This is a genomic window from Agromyces rhizosphaerae (assembly GCF_027925245.1).
In the GTDB taxonomy this organism is placed as follows: domain Bacteria; phylum Actinomycetota; class Actinomycetes; order Actinomycetales; family Microbacteriaceae; genus Agromyces; species Agromyces rhizosphaerae.
The window spans coordinates 3327995-3348071 of record NZ_BSDP01000001.1 but is presented as its reverse complement, the minus strand read 5'-3'; the positions used below and the strand labels follow the sequence as shown (position 1 = coordinate 3348071).

The following is a 20077-nucleotide window of genomic DNA, read 5'->3' as shown; positions in this document are numbered from 1 at the left end:
TGGGTGCCCGCTCGTAGGGTGACGAACGTGGACACGCTGCGACGCACCTGGACCGACCGACTCGCCGTCTTCGACCTCGAGACGACCGGGGTCGATCCGGAGACCTGTCGCATCGTCACCGCGCACCTGGGGGTGCTCGACGGCGACGGCACGGTGATCGGCGCGCACGACTGGCTGCTCGACCCGGGCGTGGAGATCCCCGCCGAGGCCGCCGCGATCCACGGCATCACGACCGCGCGCGCACGAGCCGAGGGCATGCGCGCGCACGAGGGCGTGGCGCAGCTCGTCGACGCCGTCGCCCACCTGCTCTCGACCGGCGTGCCGCTGGTGGCGTACAACGCCGCCTACGACCTCACCGTGCTCGACCGCGAGGCCAGGCGCTACGCGGTGCCACCGCTGCACTCCCCCGCGCCCGTCATCGACCCCTACGTCATCGACAAGGCGCTCGACCGCTACCGGCGCGGCAAGCGCACGCTGTCGGTCACGGCGGCGCACTACGGCGTCGGCCTCGACGCCGCCCACGAGGCATCCGCCGACGCCATCGCCGCGGGCCGGGTCGCCCTCGCGCTGGCCGGCGCGTTCCCCGAACTGCTCGACGCCGAGCCTGCGGAGCTCCACGCGCGCCAGGTGGGCTGGGCGCGCGACCAGGCGGAGAACTACCAGGCCTGGCGTCGCGCGAACGGCAGCCCCGAGTTCACGACCTCCGGCGCCTGGCCGCTGCGCTGAACCCGCTCCGGCGGCCCATTCGGGCCGTGTGCGGGCATGCCGAAGGGCCGGGCGGTCGAGACCGCCCGGCCCTTCGCGGCGTGACTACTTGCCGAAGTTCTTGAAGCGCTGGTTGAACTTCTCGACGCGGCCGGCCGAGTCGAGGATGCGCTGCTTGCCCGTGTAGAACGGGTGCGAGGCCGAGGAGATCTCGACGTCGATCACCGGGTAGCTGTTGCCGTCCTCCCACTCGATCGTCTTGTCGCTCGAGACGGTCGAACGGGTGAGGAACGTCGCACCCGAGGCGAGGTCGCGGAAGACCACCGGAGCGTAGTCGGGGTGGATGTCAGTCTTCATCAGTGTTCCTTGCTGGTGGATTGCGTGGATCTGCCGCCGGAACCGGCGCAGAAGCATGGAGGCCCATCGGGCCAGCTATCGATCTTAGCAGATCGGGGCTGGAAACGGCGTCACTCGGCGCGCGCGAAGAAGCGCCCGTCGCGCTCCTCGAGCGTGATGCCCATGCCGAACGCGCGCGAGAGGTGCTCACCGGTGAGCGTCTCGTCGAGCGGGCCCGCCTGCACGACCTTGCCGTCGGCGAGCAGCATCGCGTGGGTGAACCCGCCCGGGATCTCCTCGACGTGGTGCGTCACCATGACGATCGCCGGCGCGGCGGGCGAGCTGGCGTAGCCGCCGAGCAGCTGCACCAACTCCTCGCGGGCGCCCAGGTCGAGGCTCGCGGCCGGCTCGTCGAGCAGCAGCAACTCGGGGTCGGTCATCACCGCGCGGGCGATCTGCACGCGCTTCTGCTCGCCGTCGCTGAGGCTGCCGAACCGGCGGTCCGCGAGGTCGTCGAGCTTCCACTCCGAGAGGACGCGCTGCGCGCGGCGCGTGTCGATGTCCTCGTACTCCTCGTTCCAGCGGCCGGTGACCGAGTACGCGGCCGTGAGCACGACGTCGAGCACGGTCTCGTTCTTCGGCACCTTGCGGGCCATCGCCGTCGAGGCGAACCCGATCATGGGCCGCAGCTCGAAGACGTCGACCTTGCCCATGGTCTCCTGGAGGATCTCCGCGGTGCCGGACGACGGATGCATCGCGGCGGCCGCGATCTGCAGGAGCGTCGTCTTGCCCGCGCCGTTCGGGCCGAGCACGACCCACCGCTGGTCCGAGTCCACCGTCCAGTCCACGCCGTCGAGGATGGTGTTGCCGTCTCGGACGACCGAGACGTCGGAGAACTGGAGCACGGTGGTCGCCATGCCTCAATGCTATCCATCCCCCGCGGGTGCTCCGTGCCGCTCCGCGGGGTCGGTGGATGCCGGTGTCAGCGCGATCCGGCGAGCACCTCGGCGTAGATCTCCCGCGTGCGATCCGCGATCGCCGTCCAGTCGAAGTGGCGCTCGGCGCGCTCGCGCCCGGCGCGGCCGTAGTCGCCCGCCCGCACAGGGTCGTCGACGACCTCGGTGAGCGTCGCCGCGAGGTCGGCGACGAAGCGATCCGGGTCCACCGGGGTGCCGGTGCCGTCCTCGACCTGCTCGATCGGCACGAGCCTGCCCGTGACCCCGTCGTCGACGACCTCGGGGATGCCGCCGGTTGCCGTGCCGACCACCGCGATGCCGCAGGCCATGGCCTCGAGGTTCACGATGCCGAGCGGCTCGTACACCGACGGGCACACGAACGTCGTGCCGGCGCTCAGCACCGCGGAGAGCTCGGGCTGCGGCAGCAGCCGCTCGATCCAGACGACGCCGTCGCGCTCGGCGCGGAGCTCCTCGACGAGTCCGGTCACCTCGGCCATGATCTCGGGCGTGTCGGGCGCGCCCGCGCAGAGCACGAGCTGCACGTCCGCGGGCAGGGAGCGGGCGGCCCGCAGCAGGTACGGCAGGCCCTTCTGGCGCGTGATGCGGCCGACGAAGACGACCGAGCGCCGGTCGGGGTCGATGCCCAGCGCGCGCACGGCGTCCGGGTCGTCGCGCGGGGTCCAGCGCTGGAGGTCGATGCCGTTGTAGACGACCCGCACCTCGTCCGGGTCGAGCGCCGGGTAGCTGCGCAGGATGTCGCGCCGCATTCCCTCGCTCACGGCGATGACCGCGTCGGCGGACTCGAACGCGGTGCGCTCGGCCCAGCTCGACACGCGATAGCCGCCGCCCAGCTGCTCGGCCTTCCACGGCCGCAACGGCTCGAGGCTGTGCGCGGTGACCACGTGCGGGGCGCCGTGGAGCAGCTTCGCGAGGTGGCCCGCGGAGTTGGCGTACCAGGTGTGCGAGTGCACGACGTCCGCGTCGCCGGCGTCCTGCGCCATGGCGAGGTCGACGCCGAGCGTGCTGATCGCGGGGTTCGCGCCCTCGAGCCCACCGGGCACGGCGTAGGCCACGGTGTCGGGCTCGTCACGGGGCGCGCCGAAGCATCGCACCGTCACGTCGATGTCGCGTCGCAGCGCCCTCACGAGCTCCGCGACGTGCACACCCGCACCCCCGTAGACCTCGGGCGGATATTCACGAGTCATCAGGTCCACGCGCATGCCGCAACGCTAGCGCAGACGACCGGCGACATCCCCGGTCAACCCCTACGGATCCGGCGGCGACCTGACTACGCTGGGGCCATGACCCCTCGGAAGATCTTCGGCATCGTTCTCGCGGGCGGCGAGGGGAAGCGGCTCATGCCGCTCACCGAGGACCGGGCCAAGCCGGCCGTGCCGTTCGGCGGCCAGTACCGGCTGATCGACTTCGCGCTGTCGAACCTCATCAACTCGGGCCTCACCCAGATCGTCGTCCTCACCCAGTACAAGTCGCACAGCCTCGACCGCCACGTCTCGCAGACCTGGCGTCTCAGCGGGCTGCTGAACTCGTACGTGGCCTCCGTGCCCGCGCAGCAGCGGCTCGGCAAGCGATGGTTCTCGGGGTCGGCCGACGCGATCCTGCAGAGCCTCAACCTCATCCACGACGAGAACCCCGACATCATCGTCGTGGTCGGCGCCGACCACGTGTACCGGATGGACTTCCGGCAGATGATCGACGCGCACATCGAGTCGGGCCTCGACGCCACGGTCGCCGCGATCCGCCAGCCCATCTCGCTCGCCGACCAGTTCGGCGTGATCGAGGTCGACGACGCCAACCCGGCGCGCATCAACCGGTTCCTCGAGAAGCCGAAGGACCCGCAGGGCCTGCCCGATGCGCCGCACGAGGTGCTCGCCTCCATGGGCAACTACGTCTTCAACGCCGACGCGCTGATCGACGCGGTGCTGCGCGACGGCGAGCTCACCGACTCCAACCACGACATGGGCGGCGACATCGTGCCCGCCTTCGTCTCCCAGGGCCGCGCGGGCGTCTACGACCTGCGCCGCAACTCGGTGCCCGGCTCCACCGACCGCGACCGCTACTACTGGCGCGACGTCGGGACGATCGACTCGTTCTTCGAGGCCCACCAGGACCTCATCTCGGTGCTTCCGGTGTTCAACCTGTACAACCGCGAGTGGCCGATCTTCAGCCAGCAGCTCAACTCGCCGCCGGCGAAGTTCACGCGCGACGCGCGCGGAACCCTCGGCACGATGATCGACTCGATCGTCTCGCTGGGCTCCGTCATCTCGGGCGCGCACGTCGAACGCAGCGTGCTCGGCCCGTGGGCCACCGTGGGGTCGGGCGCGCACGTGGCCGACTCGATCGTGTTCGACCGCGCCAGCATCGAGTCGGGCGCGACCGTGCGCCGCGCCATCCTCGACAAGGACGTGGTCGTCGAGGCGGGCGCCCAGGTCGGCGTCGAGCCCGAACTCGACCGCTCGCGCGGCTTCATCGTGACGCCGAGCGGCATCACCGTGGTCGGCAAGGGCTCGCGGGTCAGGCGGGCGAGCTGACGTGACCGTCGGTTCCGGGCGGCGCGCCGGCGCCGCGTTCGTCGTCGTGCTCGACGCCGACTCGACGCTGCTCGAGGACGAGGCGATCGAGCTGATCGCGGATGCCGCGGGCACGCGTGCGCACGTCGCCGACGTGACCGAGCGGGCGATGCGCGGCGAGCTCGACTTCGCGGCGAGTCTCCGCGAGCGCGTCGCGACCCTCGCCGGGCTTCCGGTCTCGGCCCTCGACGCCGTGCGGGAGCAGGTGCGCGTGACGCCGGGCGCCCGCGAGCTGGTCGACGGCGTGCACGAGGCCGGCGGCCGGGTCGGCGTCGTCTCCGGCGGCTTCCACGAGCTGCTCGACCCGATCGCGACGGGCCTCGGACTCGATCACTGCCGGGCGAACCGCCTCGAGGTGGTCGACGGCGCGCTGACCGGCCGGGTGCTCGGCGACATCGTCGACGCGCACGCGAAGGCGCGTGCCCTGCACGAGTGGGCGGATGCCGCCGGGCTCGGCGCCGACCGTGCGATCGCCGTCGGCGACGGCGCCAACGACCTCGAGATGATGCGCGCGGCGGCGCTGGGCGTCGCGTTCCGGGCGAAGCCCGTGGTGCGCCGCGAGGCGGACCTCGCGATCGACGCGCCCGACCTGTCGACGGTGCTCGCCCTCATCGGGCTGCGCGGCTGACGCCGGCACGGTGCGCCCCTCGCGGTGCGCGCGGGCGCCGCCTCAGCGGCATCCGCTCATCGCACCCGCGGTCAGTGCCCCATGCCGAGGCCGCCGTCGACCGGGATGACCGCACCCGACACGTAGGCGGCGTCGTCGCTCGCGACCCAGGAGACCACGCGCGCGACCTCGTCGGGCGTCGCGAACCGGCCGGCGGGGATGTTCGCCTTGTACTGCGCCTGCTGCTCCTCGGGGAGCGCGGCGGTCATGTCGGTCTCGATGAAGCCCGGCGCGACGACGTTCGCCGTGATGCCGCGGCCGCCGAGCTCGCGGGTGACCGAACGGGCGAAGCCGACGAGCGCCGACTTCGACGACGAGTAGTTGACCTGGCCGGCCGAGCCATAGAGGCCGACGACGCTCGAGATGAGCACGATGCGGCCGTAGCGGCCCTTGAGCATGCCCTTCGAGGCGCGCTTCACGACGCGGAAGGTGCCCGTGAGGTTGGTGTCGACGACACTCGTGAAGTCCTCCTCGCTCATGCGCATGAGGAGCATGTCGCGGGTGACGCCGGCGTTGGCGACGAGCACCTCGACCGGACCGAGCTGCTGCTCGACCTCGGTGAAGGCGGCGTCGACGGATGCCTGGTCGGTGACGTCGGCACGCACGGTCAGGGTGCCCTCGGGGCCCTCGCCCGATCGCGCGGTCACGGCGACGCGGTGCCCCAGCTCGACGAAGCGCTGGGCGATCGCGTAGCCGATGCCCCGGTTGCCTCCGGTCACGAGCACGGTGCGGCTGTCGGTCATGGTTCTCCGTTCATCGGGTGCGGGCCGCGTCTCAGCATAGGGCGTCACGCATGCGCCCCGACGGACGTACCCTTGAGGGAGGGGTTCGCCCCGCACATCATGATGAAGCACGCGCAATCGGTCACCTCGCTCCCCCAGTCGCCGGACGACGAGCGGCGATCGCGCATGCGCAAGTACACGATCGCGATGTCGATCCGCGTGGTGTGCGTGCTGTGCATGATCTTCGCGGAGGGGTGGTGGCTCGCCGTCTGCGCCGCGGGGGCGATCTTCCTTCCCTACGTCGCGGTCGTGCTCGCCAACGTGAACATGTCGCGCCCGGGCGCCGTGGAGCGGCCCGGCGCGATCCTGCCGACGGCGCACCCCGAGCGGACGGACGAGCAGCGGTGATCGGACTCGACGCGCCGCCCGAGGCGCTGACCTGCTCGCGCGCGGGGTGCACGGAGCGCGCGACCCACCGCATCGACTGGCGCAACCCGCGCATCCACGCCGCCGACCGCCGCAAGACCTGGCTCGCCTGCGACGAGCACGTGGGGTACCTGCGCGACTTCCTCGCCGCGCGCGACTTCCCGCTCGAGGTGGGCCCGATCGCCGACGACCCGACGGCGGACGCCACGTGAGCGACTGGCGCTTCCTGCTCAGCCGGCGCTGGGCCGGCTACCTCGCGCTCACGGTGGTCTTCGCGATCGTGTGCGCGCTGCTCGGCACCTGGCAGCTCAACCGACGGGCGGAGGCACTGACGGAGGTCTCGCGCATCGACGCGAACTACGACGCCGACCCCGTGCCGATCACGGAGGCGCTGCCGGCGATCGACGGGTTCGACGAGGACCTCAAGTGGCTGCCGGTCGCCGTGAGCGGCGAGTGGATGCCGGAGGCCGAGGTGCTCGTGCGCAACCGGCCGTACTCCGGGGCGACCGGGTACGAGGTGATCACCCCGTTCCGGCTCGACGACGGCACGGTGTTCATGATCGACCGCGGCTGGATCTCGGCACCGGTCGGCGGCGGCGAGGTCGACGTTCCCGGCGTGCCCGACGGCCGGGTCGAGGTCGCGGCCCGCCTCAAGGCCGGCGAGGACGTGATCGCCGGCCGCAGCTCGAGCGGCGACCTGCTCGCGACCATCGACCTCGACGAGCTCGCCGACCGGGTCGACGCGCCCTCCTACACCGGCGCCTACGGCCTGCTCGTGCAGTCGGGCGCCGAGGCGAACGAGCCGCCGTTGCCCGCGACCCGCCCGGTGCGCGACGAGGGGCCGCACCTCTCGTACGCGTTCCAGTGGTTCGTGTTCGCGCTCATGGCGTTCGTCGGGCTCGGCTGGGCGGCTCGGCAGGAGCGGAAGTCGCTCGCCTTCGATGACGACGACGCGGCCGAGGCGCCCGAGCCGCAGCCGCGCCCCCGCCGCCGTGGGCCGAGCGACGCCGAGGTGGAGGACGGCATCCTCGACGGCACGCACTGACGGGCGCGCCCGAAGGCATCGGAGCCGCCGTCCCGGAACCCGGCCCCGGAGCATCCGCTCGAGCCGTCTACGCCAGCTCGATGAGCTCCTGGTACTCGGCGCTCCAGTGGTCCTCGACGCCGTCGGGCATGACCAGCACGCGCTCGGGGTTCAGCGCCTCCACCGCGCCCGGGTCGTGGCTCACGAGCACCACCGCCCCCTCGTAGTGCGCGAGCGCGTCGAGGATCTCGGCGCGGCTGGCCGGGTCGAGGTTGTTCGTCGGCTCGTCGAGCAGCAGCACGTTCGCCCCCGACACGACGATCATCGCCAGCGCGAGGCGGGTCTTCTCCCCGCCCGAGAGCACGCCGGCGGGCTTGTGCACGTCGTCTCCGGTGAACAGGAACGAGCCGAGCACCTTGCGCGCCTCGGTCTCGGTGAGGTTCGGCGATGACGACACCATGTTCTGCAGCACGGTTCGCGCGACGTCGATCGTCTCGTGCTCCTGCGCGTAGTAGCCGATGCGCAGGCCGTGGCCGGGGTCGATGCCGCCCGTGTCGGGCTGATCCACGCCACCGAGGATGCGCAGCAGCGTCGTCTTGCCCGCGCCGTTCAGGCCGATCACGACGACCTTCGAGCCGCGGTCGATCGCGAGGTCGACGGCCGTGAAGATCTCGAGCGAGCCGTAGCTCTTCGACAGGTCGCTCGCGGCCAGCGGCGTGCGCCCGCACGCGGCCGGGGTCGGAAAGCGCAGCTTGGCGACGCGATCGGCCTGGCGCACCTCCTCCAGCCCCGAGAGCAGCTTCTCGGCGCGCGCGACCATCTGGTGGGCGGCGGCGGCCTTCGTGGCCTTCGCGCCGAACTTCGCGGCCTGCTGTCGCAGGGCGTCTGCCTTCTTCTCGGCGTTGACGCGCTCCTTCTTGCGGCGCTCCTCGTCGGCCACGCGCTGGCGCTGGTAGTGCTTCCAGCCCATGTTGTAGATGTCGATGACCGAGCGGTTGGCGTCGAGGTAGAAGACGCGGTTGACCGTCTCCCCGACGAGCTCGACGTCGTGGCTGATCACGATCACGCCGCCGCGGTACGACTTCAGGAACTCGCGCAGCCAGATCACCGAGTCGGCGTCGAGGTGGTTGGTCGGCTCGTCGAGGATCATCGTCTCGGCATCGGAGAACAGGATGCGCGCGAGCTCGATGCGGCGGCGCTGGCCGCCCGAGAGCGTCTTCAGCGGCTGGTCGAGGATGCGGTCGGGCAGGTTGAGGTTCGACGCGATGGACGCCGCCTCGGCCTCAGCCGCGTAGCCGCCGAGCGCGGTGAACCGGTCGGTGAGGTTGGCGTACCGGCGCATGGCCTTCTCGGCGACGGCCTGGTCGTCGCTGCCCATGGCCTCGGACGCCCGGTGGAGGTCGATCACGAGCGAGCCGAGCCCGCGCGCGTCGAGGATGCGGGTGCGCGCGAGCTGCTCGGGGTCGCCCGAGCGCGGGTCCTGGGGCAGGTAGCCGATCTCGCCGGAGCGGTCGACGCGTCCGTCGGTCGGAAGGGTCTCCCCCGCGAGCACCTTGGTCAGCGTCGTCTTGCCGGCGCCGTTGCGCCCGACGAGGCCGATCTTGTCGCCGTCGGCCACGCGGAAGTTCACGTGCTCCATGAGCACGCGCGCTCCGACGCGAATCTCGAGGTCGTGGACGGCGAGCACGGTGGAACCCTTCGGTGCAGGTGGGAGGTGGATTGCGAGCAGCGACGGCGCAGCGGCCCAGTCTACGCGGTCGCGGGGCGCTCGCCGCCCGCGTCGGTGGTTCGCGCGAGAATCGGGGCATGGCTGCAGCCCATGGCGACCGCGCCCTCGTGGCTGCGCGCGCGAGCGCGCAGGCGCTCGCCGAACCGCTCGGCTCGCCGCGCGAGGTCGTCGAACGGCTGTGCTGCTTGCAGTCGCAGGACCTGCCCGCGGCGAAGTGGGCACTCGGGGCGAGGGCGGGCGGATGCCTCGAGGCCGACGTCGACCGCGCGCTCGACGACGGCTCGGTGGTGCGCACCTGGACCATGCGCGGCACGCTGCACCTGGTCTGCGCCGAGGACGTGCGCTGGCTGCTGGGGCTCACCGCCGAGCGGATGCGGCGTGCCTCCGCGCGACGGCGCGAGCAGCTCGGCCTCACTGCGCGGGACACCGCGCTCGCTGCGGACGCGAGCGTAGCGGCGCTCTCCGGCGGCCGCTCGCTCGATCGGGCCGGCCTCCTCGCCGCATGGAACCGCGCCGGCATCGACACGACGGGCCAGCGCGGCTACCACCTCATCTCGCTCCTCGCGATCGACGGGCTGCTGGTGCAGGGGCCGGTCGACGGGCGCGCGCAGGGCTTCGTGCTGCTCGACGAGTGGGCGCCGGCACAGCGCGAGCTCGACGGCGACGAGGCGCTCGCGGAGCTCGTGCGCAGGTACCTGCGCGGTCATGCGCCGGCGACCGAGCGCGACCTGGCCTGGTGGGCGGGGCTGCCCGTCGGCATGGTGCGCCGTGGCATCGCCGCCGCGGGCGACACGGTCGAGCACCTGGCCGAGGATCGCCTCGACCTCGCGGAGACGCCACCGACCGCGCCCGCAGGCCTGCCGACACTGCTGCTGCCCGCGTTCGACGAGTACTACCTCGGCTACGCCGAGCGCGACGCGATCGCCGCGCCCGACACCTTCACGCGCATCGTGCCCGGCGGCAACGGGGTGTTCCGCCCGGTGATCGTCGCGTCGGGGCGGGTCGCGGGCACGTGGCGGGCGCGACGCACGCGCGGCCGCGCGGTCGTGGAACTCGACGCCTTCCGGGCGCTCTCGGGGCGGGAGCGCGCCGGGCTCGAGGCATCCGCTCGCCTCTGGGGGCGCTTCACCGGCATCGACGCCGAGCTCGCGCCCGACGGGTCAGCCGACGGCGAGTGATCGCCTGAGGGTCAGCACCCGCGCCACCGACTCGTCCAGCGAGTCCTGGTCGATGCGTCCCGACTCGACGGCCGACGCGATGCCGCCGATCAGCGCGTCGACGTCGACTCCGACGGAGGACGGGTCGGCCGGCAGCACGTAGAGCAGCAGGTCCTGCCCGGCGACGAGGGCGCGCACCGCGTTCTCGACCGGGTCGGCGAACTCGGGGACGCCGGAGCGCTGGAGCATGAGCATGTCGTCGGTGATCGCGACGCCGTCGAAGCCGAGGTCGTCGCGCAGCACGTCCATCCACGCCGCCGACACGGTCGCGGGCGCGTCGTCCACGGCCGTGAAACGCAGATGGCCGAACATCACGAGCTCCGCGCCCGCGTCGATGCCGGCCTGGAACGGCACGGCGTCGCGCGCCTCCCAGTCGGCGTACGCGAGGTCGGTCTGCGGGATGGAGGTGTGGGAGTCGCCCGGGGCAGCCCCGTGCCCCGGGAAGTGCTTCAGCGTGCTGAAGACCTCGCCCTGCTCGGAGCCCACGGCGGCGGCGACGCGGTCGGCGGCCGACGCGGGGTCGATGCCGAGCACGCGCGAGTAGATGAACGAGCCGGGATCGGCGGTCACGTCGGCGACGATGCCGAAGTTCACGCTCGCGCCCACGTCGGAGAGCAGCGCGGCGCGCGCATCGAACGCCTGGGTCGTGGCCTCGACCGGCTGCGACTTCAGCGTGTCGGGGCCCGCGGCGGCGTCCCACGGCAGTCGCCGCACGATGCCGCCCTCCTGGTCGATCGCGACGAGCGGCGGCAGGTCGGGGTCGACCACCAGCGCGTCGGTCAGGGCGCGGAGCGAGGCGGGGTCGCCGGGCACGTTGTCGCCCATGAGGATCACGCCGGCCAGACCGTAGCCCTCGATGTCGGCGCGGATCGGCGCCGGGTCCAGGCCCGGCCGATGCAGCATCAGCAGCGACGCCGCCTTCTCCTCGACGGACATTCCCGCCATCGCGGCCTGCACGTACACGGCGACCGGGTCGAACGGCTCGGGCGTGCCCGCCGTCGCGGGCACCGGACGCGGCTCGGGCGTCGGCGTGGACGACGCCTCGGGCGTGGACTGGGCCGCGGAGCATCCGCTCAGCAGGGCGATCGCGAGGATCGCCGGCGCGACGGTGCGGAGCGGGCTCATGGCCGCCGAGTCTAGCCGCCGATTCCGAACGCGAGGCGCTCGCCAACCGATCGCTCCCGGCCGCGCGACGCTACGCTGTGAGCATGCCGTCTCGGGAGGGGGCGATGGCGCAGCAGTCGAACGGCTCGGACCGCACACCGATCGATGCAATCGACCGGCGCATCGTCGCGGAGTTGAGCCGGGACGGCCGCCTGTCGGTGCGCACCCTCGCGGAGCGCGTGCACATCTCCCGCACCTCGGCCCACAACCGCGTGCAGTCGCTCGTGCGGCGCGGCGTCATCACCGGGTTCGGCGCGCAGGTCGACCGCAAGGCGATCGGGCTGAACGTCACCGCGCTGGTCGTCGTGCGCATCCAGGACGCCCCGTGGGAGCGCATCGCCGAGGAGCTCGCGAAACTGCCCTTCGTCGAGAAGGTGCAGGCCGTCTCGGGCGACATCGACATCATGCTGACCGTGAGCGCGCCCGACCACGAGCAGCTCAGCCAGGCGATCCTGCGCGACATCCACGACATGCCCGGGGTCGTGTCGACCCGGTCGCACCTCGTGCTCTACGAGACCGACGGGCGGCCGCCCGCGCAGTCGCTCGACATCTGGCAGTAGGGGGCGGATGCCCCTGGGCCGGCGCCCGGCCTAGAAGAACTCGTCCGGCGTGCCGGCGGCCCGCTCGACGTCCTTGGTGCTGGCGCCCGCGCCGCGCAGCTTCGCAACCGCCACCCGCAGGCCGGACTCCATCTGCGCCGACCACGCGTCGGACTCGCGCGCGGTCGCCTCGGCGGCGCGTGCGCGCTCCTCCGCGACGGCCGCGGCCTCGCGCGCGGCATCCACCTGCTGCATCGACAGCGACACGGCGTAGTACGCCGCCACCATCGTCGCGATCGGCACCGAGATCACCGCGAGCGCGCTGATCGCCTCGCCGCTGACATTGAACGCGATGAGCAGCGCGAACGCGAGGAACAGCGCCACCACGCCGGCGAGCACGATGACCATGAACCGCAGGTTCGTCGGCCACTCGGGCATGCTGCGCTTCGGGGTCGTCGTGACCTCGTCCTGCTCGTCGTACTCGTCGACGGAGGGCGCCGCATCGTCCTCCCGCACCTCGGAGGCCGGCGCGGTGCGGCCGGCAATGGTCGGACGGGAAAACTCTGCTGACATGTCCTGATCCCCTCGTTCGTCGCGGCGGACGTACTCGACAAGTCTGGGGCTCCCCCGTCCGGGGGTCAAGGCGCCGCGCGCGAATGCGTCAGGACGCGTTCCGCGCGGGGAATGCGAAACGCCCCGCCGTTCCGGCGGGGCGTTCTCTGCGATGTGGGTGGATCTGAGGGGACTCGAACCCCTGACCCCCTGCATGCCATGCAGGTGCGCTACCAGCTGCGCCACAGACCCGTTCTGCCTCATCGGAGGCAACTCGACAAGCTTACAACATCACCCCGAGTGCTGAGAAATCGAGCCCGCTCAGGCGCCGTTCGGCAGCAGCGAGGCGACGTCGATCACCGGGCAGTCGCGCCAGAGGCGCTCGAGGCCGTAGTACATGCGCTCCTCCTCGTGGAAGACGTGCACCACGAGGTCGCCGAAGTCGAGCAGCACCCAGCGGCCCTCGGCGCGGCCCTCGCGGCGCACCGCGTGCACGCCGTGGTCGCGCAGGGCGTCCTCGACGCCGTCGGCGATCGCGACGACATTGCGCTCGGAGCGCCCGGAGACGAGCAGGAAGACATCGGTCAGCGGCAGCGGCTCCGTGACGTCGAGGGCGACCAGGTCGCTGCCGCCCTTCTCGTCTGCGGCGGCCGCGGCGATGCCCAGCAGGTTGCGGGCGTCGTCGGTTGCGGTCATCGTGCGGGATGCCCCTCTCAGAACAGGTTCAGTGCGTAGCCGGCCACGAGCGTGCCGACGACGCCGAGTGCGAGCACGCCGGCGGTCACGGCGAGCACGAGCGGCACGTTCATGCCCTCCTTCTTCGGAGGGGAGATGACGCCGCGCTGCGAGGTCTGCGTGCTGATCGCGCGGGCGGCCGAGATCGGAGCGACACCGCCGCCGGTGTCCTCCATCTGGTCGAACATGCTGTCGAGGTCGGGCGAGTCGATGTGGCTCGGGTGGGCGCCGGTCGACCCGTAGCTGCGCGGGAGGTCGATCGAGCCGGTCACCATGACCTCGCCGGTCGCCGGGTGCATCATGGCGCCCGGGTTCGGCAGGCTCGGCAGGATCAGCGCGTTCGTGGTCGTGCTGCCGCCGCTGCCGGCACCGCCGCGCGCGAGCAGCTGGTCGAAGGGTGTGGGCGACTCCGGCTCGTCCTCGGCCATCTGCAGGCTCCAGTGGCCCGTCGGCGTGGACGACGCCGGTGCCGGCGCCGGAGTCTCCGGGGCAGCGGACTCGAACGACGGAGCGGGCGCCGGGTCGACGCCGCGGTGCGAGGTCATCGCGACCGGCGATGCCGAGCGCTCTGGTGCCGGTGCCTGCCGCGCGGGCGGGGCCGGCGGCAGCGAGGGCGCGTCGAGCTCGTCCTGCGTACTCTGGCCCTGGCTCTCGAGCAGCGCGCGCAGCTCACGACGGGTCAGCGTGCGCTCGGGAGCGGACTCGCGGGGAGGCTGTGGCGCGGGCTCGGGCGTCGGGCGGACCGGCGGGGCCGGGGGCGCTGCAGGAGCGGCGGCCGGCGGCGGTGAGTACTGCGGCGGTGCCGCGGGTGGCGACTGCCACGACTGCGGAGGCTGCATCGACGGGGGCGCCGCCTGAGGGGCGGGCTGCGGCTGGGGGGCCTGCGCGGGCGGCGACTGCCAGGCAGCCGGCGACTGCGTCGGCTGGGGTGCAGGCGCGGGCGGCTGCGGCGCGGGAGCGGGCGGCTGCGGCGCCGGGGCGGGCGCTGCGGCAGGGGCATCCGGGGTCGACGACGCGGCCTGCTGTGCCAGCAGGCGCTCGCGCTCACGAGCTTCGCGGCGCGTCAGTGGCGGATCCTGCCACGACGTCATTCGAGACTCCGATACAGACGGTGCTTGGAGATGTACTGGACGACCCCGTCGGGCACCAAGTACCACACCGGGTCACCCCGGCGCACCCTGTTCCGGCAGTCGGTGGACGAGATCGCAAGTGCCGGAACCTCCAGCAAGCTTACGTCCGCCTCGGGCAAACCCGAAACGGAGAGCACATGTCCCGGACGACTCACAGCAACGAAGTGCGCCTGCTCCCAGAGGGCGCCCACGTCCTTCCAGGAGAGGATCTGCGCGACGGCGTCCGCGCCGGTGATGAAGAAGAGCTCCGCGTCGGGCCGCTGGTCGCGGATGTCGCGCAGCGTGTCGGTCGTGTACGTGGGGCCCGCGCGGTCGACGTCGACGCGGCTCACGGTGAAGCGCGGATTCGAGGCGGTCGCGATGACCGTCATGAGGTAGCGGTGCTCGGCCTCGGTCACCGCGCCCTTGTGCGACGGGCGGCCGGTCGGCACGAAGACGACCTCGTCGAGGTCATACGAGTGCGCCACCTCGCTCGCGGCGACGAGGTGGCCGTGGTGGACCGGGTCGAACGTCCCGCCCATCACCCCGATGCGCGGGCGCCTCGCCTCGTCGGCCACGCTGGCGCCGATGCTAGTGCTGGTGGTCCGGTTCCTCGCCGGCCGCGACGCGTGCGGCGTACGCCTCGGCCTTCTCGCGGTGACGGTTCGCGACGTCGCGGTACGACCAGGTGACGAAGCCCAGCGCGGCGAAGACCACCAGGGCGATCACGCCGTACCAGATCGGGTCCATCGGGAGCTCGCGGGCGAACTCCGTCTCAGCGAGCACCGTGGTCAAGACCTGCATCAGCGTTCCTCCATCTTGCGCGTCGGGATCGCGCGTCCCACCAGTCTAGCGAGGCCGCCGGCGTCAGCCGCGCACCTGCCCGTCACCGCGCACGAGCCACTTGGTGCTCGTCAGCTCGGGCAGGCCCATCGGGCCGCGGGCGTGCAGCTTCTGCGTCGAGATGCCGACCTCCGCGCCGAAGCCGAACTCGCCGCCGTCGGTGAACCGGGTCGAGGTGTTCACCATGACCGCGGCGGCGTCGACCTCGGCGAGGAACCGCTCCGCCGAAGCGAGGTCCTCGGTCACGATCGCCTCGGTGTGCCGGGTCGAGAATCGGTCGATGTGCTCGAGCGCCTGGTCGAGGTCGTCGACGACGCGCGCCGAGATCTCGAGTGCCATGTGCTCGGTCGCGTAGTCGTCGTCGGTCGCGGGGAGCACCTCCGGGCGCACCGCCTGCACGGCCTCGTCGCCGCGCACGGTGACGCCGGCGGCGAGCAGGCGGTCGAGCACCGCGGGCAGCAGCCGATCGGCGGCGCTCCGGTGCACGAGCACGGTCTCGAGGGCGTTGCACACGCTCGGGCGCTGCACCTTCGCGTTGTGCACGAGCTCGACCGCGCGCTCGAGCGGCGCGCTCTCGTCGAGGAACATGTGCACCACGCCCGCACCGGTCTCGATCACCGGTACGGTGGACTCGGAGACGACGGTCTCGATGAGTCCGGCGCTGCCGCGCGGGATCAGCACGTCGATGCGGCCGCGCGCGTGCATCATGGCGCGCGCGCCGTCGCGGCCGAAGTCGTCGACGATCTGCACCGCGCCCTCCGGCAGGCCCGCCGCGCCGAGCCCCTCGCGCAGCACGCCGACGAGCACGTGGTTCGTGTGCTCGGCGGCCGAACCGCCGCGCAGCACCACGGCGTTGCCGCTCTTGATCGCGAGCGCCGCGATGTCGACGGTGACGTTCGGTCGCGCCTCGTAGATCGCCCCGACGACGCCGAGCGGCACCCGCACCTGCTCGATGCGGATGCCGTTGGGCAGGCGCCGCCCGCGGACGGACTCGCCGACCGGGTCCTCCAGCCGGACGACGTCGCGGACGGCGTCGGCCAGTGCGGCGACGCGCTGCGAGGTCAGCGTGAGGCGGTCGAGCAGGCCGTCCCCGAGGCCGTTCGCGCGGCCCGCGGCGATGTCCTGCTCGTTCGCGGCGAGGATGGCGGGCTCGTGCGCCAGCAGGGCGTCGGCGATCGCGCCGAGCGCAGCATCCTTCACCGCCGTCGGGCGGGTGCCCAGCACCCGGGACGCGGCGCGCGCCTCGTCGAATCGCGACGCGAGAACGGGATCGATGGTGGCCGTGGACTGCATGCCGCCAGCCTATGCGAGCCGCGAGCCCTCCGGGGCGGGGCCGGGCGCGAACCATGTGCCGACCGAGGCGTCGGTCAGCGCTTCGCCCACGAGCGCCGTCGCGGTGATCAGCACCGCGGTGCCCGCCTCGGCGGCGATGCGCGCGGCGCTGACCTTCGTCTCCGCTCCCCCGGTGCCGACACCCGACCGGCCGGACGAGCCGATCTGCACCCCGTCGAGCGCGTCGCCGAACGGCACCTCGTCGATACGACGTGCACCGGGCAGGTGCGGCGGCATCGTGTAGAGCGCGTCGACGTCGGAGAGCAGCACGAGCAGGTCGGCGCCGATCAGCTCGGCGACGAGCGCGGCGAGGCGGTCGTTGTCGCCGAATCGGATCTCGTGGGTCGCGACGGTGTCGTTCTCGTTGACGATCGGCAGGATGCGCAGGCCGAGCAGGCGCTCCATGGCGCGCTGTGCGTTGCTGCGCGGCGTCGGGTGCTCGAGGTCGCCGGCGGTGAGCAGCACCTGGCCGGCGATGATGCCGAAGCGGTCGAGCGCATCCTGGTAGCGCACGACGAGCAGGTTCTGGCCGACGGATGCCGCCGCCTGCTGTGTCGCGAGATCGGTCGGCCGCTCGTCGAGGCGCAGGTACGGCATGCCCGTGGCGATCGCGCCCGAGGAGACCAGCACGATCTCGACGCCGCGCTCGTGTGCTGCCGCGAGGGCGTCGACGAGCGGTGCGATCTGGCCCGCCTGGTCGCCGCTGATCGACGACGAGCCGACCTTGACCACGACACGGCGCGCGACGCCGATGTCGCTCCGTTGCAGGGGCGTCATTCGGCCTCGTCCTCGTCCCACATGCCGGACTCGCGCTCGCGCTCGAGCTCGGCGCGGGCCTCGGCCTTCGCGTCCATGCGCTCGTGGTAGTCGCTCTTGCGCTCGGCTCGGGTCGCGCGTCGGCTCTCGTCGAGCCGCGGGTCGGCGCCGCGCGGTGCGACCATCACCTCGGCGGCCGAGGTCAGCGTCGGCTCCCAGTCGAAGACGACGCCGGCGCCCGGGCCGATGACGACCGTGGATCCGGCGACCGCTCCCGCACGTACGAGCTCGTCCTCGACGCCGAGCTTGGCGAGGCGGTCGGCCAGGTACCCGACGGCCTCGTCGTTGGCGAAGTCGGTCTGGGCGACCCAGCGCTCGGGCTTCGCCCCGAGCACGCGGTACATCGTGCCGTAGGTGCCGCCCTCGGGCTTCACGACGAACTCGATGCGGTCGACCGCCTTGGGCCGCAGCACGATGCGCTCCGGCTCGGGCTCCGCGGCGGCAGCCTCCCGGGCCGCGGCGACGAGTTCGGCGAGTGCGTAGCCGAGCACGCGCAGGCCCTCGTGGCTCACGGTGGAGATCTCGAACACCCGGAACCCGCGCGCCTCGAGCTCGGGACGCACGAACTCGGCGAGCTCCTTCGCCTCGGGCACGTCGACCTTGTTCAGCGCGACGAGCTGCGGACGCTCGAGCAGCGGGGTCTGGCCCTCGGGCACCGGGTAGGCGCCCAGTTCGCCGAGGATCACGTCGAGGTCGCTGATCGGATCACGCCCCGGCTCGAGCGTGGCGCAGTCGAGCACGTGCAGCAGGGCCGAGCAGCGCTCGACGTGGCGCAGGAACTCGAGGCCGAGTCCCTTGCCCTCGCTCGCGCCTTCGATGAGGCCGGGCACGTCCGCGACCGTGAAGCGCGTGTCGCCGGCCTGCACGACGCCGAGGTTCGGGTGCAGCGTCGTGAACGGGTAGTCGGCGATCTTCGGCCGGGCGGCCGACATCGCTGCGATCAGGCTCGACTTGCCCGCCGACGGGTAGCCGACGAACGCGACGTCGGCGATCGTCTTGAGCTCGAGGACGACCTCGCCCTCCCACCCCGGCGTGCCGAGCAGCGCGAAGCCCGGGGCCTTGCGCTTGACCGAGGCCAGCGCGGCGTTGCCGAGGCCGCCGAGACCGCCGGACGCAGCGACGAACCGCATGCCCGGCGTATCGAGGTCGGCGAGCTCGACGCCCTGCTCGTCCTTCACGACGGTGCCGACCGGCACGGGGAGCTCGAGCGGCTCGCCGGTCGCTCCGGCTCGGTTGTCGCCCATGCCCGGGGAGCCGTTCTCCGACGAACGGTGCGGGCGGTGGTGGTAGCCGAGCAGCGTCGTGACCTGGGTGTCTGCGACGAGCACGATGTCGCCGCCGTTGCCGCCGTTGCCACCGTCGGGGCCGGCGAGCGGCTTGAACTTCTCGCGGCGCACCGAGACGCAGCCGTTACCGCCGTGACCTGCGCGCAGGTGCAGCGTCACCTCATCGACGAAGCTGACCATGCCGGATCCTCCCCCGTGTGGAAATGCGTGAGGGCGAGCCGAAGCCCGCCCTCACGTGTGATCTGTCCGACTACTCGGCTGCCGCCACGATGTTGACGACCTTGCGGCCGCCCTTCGTGCCGAACTCCACCGCGCCCGCCTGGAGGGCGAACAGCGTGTCGTCCCCGCCGCGGCCGACGCCGGCGCCGGGGTGGAAGTGCGTGCCGCGCTGGCGGACGATGATCTCGCCCGCGCCCACGACCTCGCCGCCGAAGCGCTTCACGCCGAGGCGCTGCGCGTTCGAGTCACGACCGTTGCGAGTGGAACTCGCACCCTTCTTGTGTGCCATCGCTGTCTCCTCTTGGCTCTACTTGATGCCGGTGACCTTGACGCGCGTGAGCTCCTGACGGTGGCCCTGGCGCTTCTTGTAGCCGGTCTTGTTCTTGAACTTCTGAATGACGATCTTGGGGCCGCGGAGGTCGCCGAGGACCTCTGCCGTGACCTTCACCTTCGCGAGCTTCTCGGCGTCGGAGGTGATCGTCTTGCCGTCGACCAGCAGGACTGCGGGCAACTCGACGTTGCCGTTCTCGTCTGCCGTCACGCGGTCCATCGTCACGATGGTGCCGACCTCGACCTTCTCCTGCCGGCCGCCGGCGCGCACTACTGCGTAAACCACTACTCGTACCAATCTCCAGGGAGCCTCATCGGCTCCATCGTGTTGTTGAGGATGTCACTGCGCGGAAGACCCCAGCGGGAAGGAGGGTCGTAGCTGCCAGAAAACCTTGGGCGGACCCGGGATAAGCGGAGACGCACCAACAGACGATTCTACGTGACGCGAGGCGGGCGGTCAAACGGCCTCCGTCGGCGCGTCGCACGTAGACTCGATCGCATGGCCGTGCTGATCGATCGCCCGATGTGGCCGGCCCACGGAACGCTCTGGTCGCACCTCGTCAGCGACCGCTCGCTCGACGAGCTCCACGCCTTCGCCCGCGCCGCGGGAATCCCCGAACGCGCCTTCGACCTGGACCACTACGACGTTCCGGCGGAGCGCTACGACCAGCTCGTCGCCGCGGGTGCCGAACCGGTCAGCAACCGCGACCTCGTCGTCCGCCTCCGCGACAGCGGGTTGCGGATCACCGCCCGCACCCGCCGCCACGGCGGCTGAGGTCGCT

Annotated in this window: 25 protein-coding genes and 1 tRNA gene; 9 read left to right on the top strand and 17 right to left on the bottom strand. The window is 72.2% G+C overall.

Features of this window, described 5'->3' with window-relative positions; all coding sequences use genetic code 11:
* Nucleotides 1-27: 27 nt before the first annotated feature.
* Nucleotides 28-726: a 3'-5' exonuclease gene (locus tag QMG39_RS15795; RefSeq protein WP_373878334.1), complete on the top strand. Its 699-nt coding sequence runs from the start codon at nt 28-30 to the stop codon at nt 724-726.
* Between the two features lie 84 nt (nt 727-810).
* Here QMG39_RS15795 and QMG39_RS15790 read toward each other — a convergent pair whose 3' ends face one another.
* The 3 genes from QMG39_RS15790 to glgA form a co-directional block, all read right to left on the bottom strand.
* Nucleotides 811-1062: a type B 50S ribosomal protein L31 gene (locus QMG39_RS15790; RefSeq protein WP_281886658.1), complete on the bottom strand. Its 252-nt coding sequence runs from the start codon at nt 1060-1062 to the stop codon at nt 811-813.
* 110 nt (nt 1063-1172) lie between these two features.
* Nucleotides 1173-1958 (bottom strand): ABC transporter ATP-binding protein, encoded by a 786-nt coding sequence (locus QMG39_RS15785; protein WP_281886656.1) that lies wholly within the window; start codon nt 1956-1958, stop codon nt 1173-1175.
* Nucleotides 1959-2023: 65 nt separating this feature from the next.
* Complete coding sequence (gene glgA, locus QMG39_RS15780; RefSeq protein ID WP_281886654.1) at nt 2024-3217, bottom strand: glycogen synthase; 1194 nt, start codon at nt 3215-3217, stop codon at nt 2024-2026.
* Between the two features lie 81 nt (nt 3218-3298).
* Between glgA and glgC the strand changes: the two genes are divergently transcribed.
* Nucleotides 3299-4546 (top strand): glucose-1-phosphate adenylyltransferase, encoded by a 1248-nt coding sequence (gene glgC, locus QMG39_RS15775; RefSeq protein WP_281886653.1) that lies wholly within the window; start codon nt 3299-3301, stop codon nt 4544-4546.
* Between the two features lies 1 nt (nt 4547).
* Nucleotides 4548-5213 carry a phosphoserine phosphatase SerB gene (serB, locus tag QMG39_RS15770; RefSeq protein ID WP_281886651.1) on the top strand — a complete coding sequence of 222 codons (666 nt, stop codon included), beginning with the start codon at nt 4548-4550 and terminating at the stop codon, nt 5211-5213.
* A 71-nt stretch (nt 5214-5284) separates the two neighbouring features.
* On the opposite strand, the gene QMG39_RS15765 is transcribed toward serB, so the two are convergent.
* On the bottom strand, nt 5285-5995 hold the full coding sequence (locus QMG39_RS15765; protein ID WP_281886649.1) for a beta-ketoacyl-ACP reductase: 711 nt from the start codon (nt 5993-5995) through the stop codon (nt 5285-5287).
* Between the two features lie 72 nt (nt 5996-6067).
* Between QMG39_RS15765 and QMG39_RS15760 the strand changes: the two genes are divergently transcribed.
* Genes QMG39_RS15760 through QMG39_RS15750 form a run of 3 tightly spaced genes read left to right on the top strand, consistent with a single transcriptional unit; the run spans nt 6068 to nt 7445 of the window.
* The gene (locus QMG39_RS15760; RefSeq protein WP_281886647.1) at nt 6068-6382 is read left to right on the top strand and encodes a DUF3099 domain-containing protein; all 315 of its coding nucleotides are present in this window, start codon (nt 6068-6070) and stop codon (nt 6380-6382) included.
* Nucleotides 6379-6612, top strand: a complete 234-nt coding sequence (locus QMG39_RS15755) for a hypothetical protein (RefSeq protein WP_281886646.1) — start codon at nt 6379-6381, stop codon at nt 6610-6612. The genes QMG39_RS15760 and QMG39_RS15755 overlap by 4 nt, the downstream gene beginning before the upstream one ends.
* Entirely contained in the window at nt 6609-7445 is an 837-nt protein-coding gene (locus QMG39_RS15750; protein ID WP_281886644.1) for an SURF1 family cytochrome oxidase biogenesis protein, read from the top strand. Before QMG39_RS15755 ends, QMG39_RS15750 begins: the two co-directional genes overlap by 4 nt.
* Before the next feature lie 67 nt (nt 7446-7512).
* On the opposite strand, the gene QMG39_RS15745 is transcribed toward QMG39_RS15750, so the two are convergent.
* Entirely contained in the window at nt 7513-9111 is a 1599-nt protein-coding gene (locus QMG39_RS15745) for an ABC-F family ATP-binding cassette domain-containing protein (RefSeq protein WP_281886642.1), read from the bottom strand.
* A 119-nt stretch (nt 9112-9230) separates the two neighbouring features.
* On the opposite strand from QMG39_RS15745, the gene QMG39_RS15740 reads away from it, so the two are divergent.
* The gene (locus QMG39_RS15740) at nt 9231-10331 is read left to right on the top strand and encodes a winged helix DNA-binding domain-containing protein (protein ID WP_281886640.1); all 1101 of its coding nucleotides are present in this window, start codon (nt 9231-9233) and stop codon (nt 10329-10331) included.
* On the opposite strand, the gene QMG39_RS15735 is transcribed toward QMG39_RS15740, so the two are convergent.
* Nucleotides 10314-11495: a glycoside hydrolase family 3 N-terminal domain-containing protein gene (locus tag QMG39_RS15735; RefSeq protein WP_281886638.1), complete on the bottom strand. Its 1182-nt coding sequence runs from the start codon at nt 11493-11495 to the stop codon at nt 10314-10316. The two genes, QMG39_RS15740 and QMG39_RS15735, sit on opposite strands and share 18 nt — an antisense overlap.
* Nucleotides 11496-11578: 83 nt before the next feature.
* On the opposite strand from QMG39_RS15735, the gene QMG39_RS15730 reads away from it, so the two are divergent.
* Nucleotides 11579-12094 carry an Lrp/AsnC family transcriptional regulator gene (locus tag QMG39_RS15730; protein ID WP_281886636.1) on the top strand — a complete coding sequence of 172 codons (516 nt, stop codon included), beginning with the start codon at nt 11579-11581 and terminating at the stop codon, nt 12092-12094.
* A 30-nt stretch (nt 12095-12124) separates the two neighbouring features.
* On the opposite strand, the gene QMG39_RS15725 is transcribed toward QMG39_RS15730, so the two are convergent.
* The 11 genes from QMG39_RS15725 to rplU form a co-directional block, all read right to left on the bottom strand.
* Nucleotides 12125-12646: a hypothetical protein gene (locus QMG39_RS15725; RefSeq protein ID WP_281886634.1), complete on the bottom strand. Its 522-nt coding sequence runs from the start codon at nt 12644-12646 to the stop codon at nt 12125-12127.
* A gap of 158 nt (nt 12647-12804) precedes the next feature.
* Nucleotides 12805-12877: transfer RNA gene (locus tag QMG39_RS15720), tRNA-Ala, on the bottom strand.
* Nucleotides 12878-12946: 69 nt separating this feature from the next.
* Nucleotides 12947-13321: a ribosome silencing factor gene (gene rsfS, locus QMG39_RS15715; RefSeq protein ID WP_281886633.1), complete on the bottom strand. Its 375-nt coding sequence runs from the start codon at nt 13319-13321 to the stop codon at nt 12947-12949.
* A gap of 17 nt (nt 13322-13338) precedes the next feature.
* Nucleotides 13339-14451: a hypothetical protein gene (locus QMG39_RS15710; protein ID WP_281886631.1), complete on the bottom strand. Its 1113-nt coding sequence runs from the start codon at nt 14449-14451 to the stop codon at nt 13339-13341.
* Nucleotides 14448-15047: a nicotinate-nucleotide adenylyltransferase gene (gene nadD / locus QMG39_RS15705; RefSeq protein ID WP_281886629.1), complete on the bottom strand. Its 600-nt coding sequence runs from the start codon at nt 15045-15047 to the stop codon at nt 14448-14450. The genes QMG39_RS15710 and nadD overlap by 4 nt, the downstream gene beginning before the upstream one ends.
* A gap of 13 nt (nt 15048-15060) precedes the next feature.
* Nucleotides 15061-15273, bottom strand: a complete 213-nt coding sequence (locus tag QMG39_RS15700; RefSeq protein WP_281886627.1) for a hypothetical protein — start codon at nt 15271-15273, stop codon at nt 15061-15063.
* A 63-nt stretch (nt 15274-15336) separates the two neighbouring features.
* Nucleotides 15337-16605 (bottom strand): glutamate-5-semialdehyde dehydrogenase, encoded by a 1269-nt coding sequence (locus QMG39_RS15695; protein WP_281886625.1) that lies wholly within the window; start codon nt 16603-16605, stop codon nt 15337-15339.
* A 9-nt stretch (nt 16606-16614) separates the two neighbouring features.
* Nucleotides 16615-17421: a glutamate 5-kinase gene (proB, locus tag QMG39_RS15690; RefSeq protein ID WP_281886623.1), complete on the bottom strand. Its 807-nt coding sequence runs from the start codon at nt 17419-17421 to the stop codon at nt 16615-16617.
* Nucleotides 17418-18926: a GTPase ObgE gene (obgE, locus tag QMG39_RS15685; protein WP_281886621.1), complete on the bottom strand. Its 1509-nt coding sequence runs from the start codon at nt 18924-18926 to the stop codon at nt 17418-17420. The genes proB and obgE overlap by 4 nt, the downstream gene beginning before the upstream one ends.
* Before the next feature lie 70 nt (nt 18927-18996).
* Nucleotides 18997-19254 carry a 50S ribosomal protein L27 gene (rpmA, locus tag QMG39_RS15680; RefSeq protein ID WP_281886619.1) on the bottom strand — a complete coding sequence of 86 codons (258 nt, stop codon included), beginning with the start codon at nt 19252-19254 and terminating at the stop codon, nt 18997-18999.
* 18 nt (nt 19255-19272) lie between these two features.
* The gene (gene rplU, locus QMG39_RS15675) at nt 19273-19581 is read right to left on the bottom strand and encodes a 50S ribosomal protein L21 (protein WP_281886618.1); all 309 of its coding nucleotides are present in this window, start codon (nt 19579-19581) and stop codon (nt 19273-19275) included.
* A gap of 213 nt (nt 19582-19794) precedes the next feature.
* On the opposite strand from rplU, the gene QMG39_RS15670 reads away from it, so the two are divergent.
* Nucleotides 19795-20070, top strand: coding sequence for a DUF4031 domain-containing protein (locus QMG39_RS15670; RefSeq protein ID WP_281886616.1), 276 nt, complete (start codon nt 19795-19797; stop codon nt 20068-20070).
* Nucleotides 20071-20077: the final 7 nt, after the last annotated feature.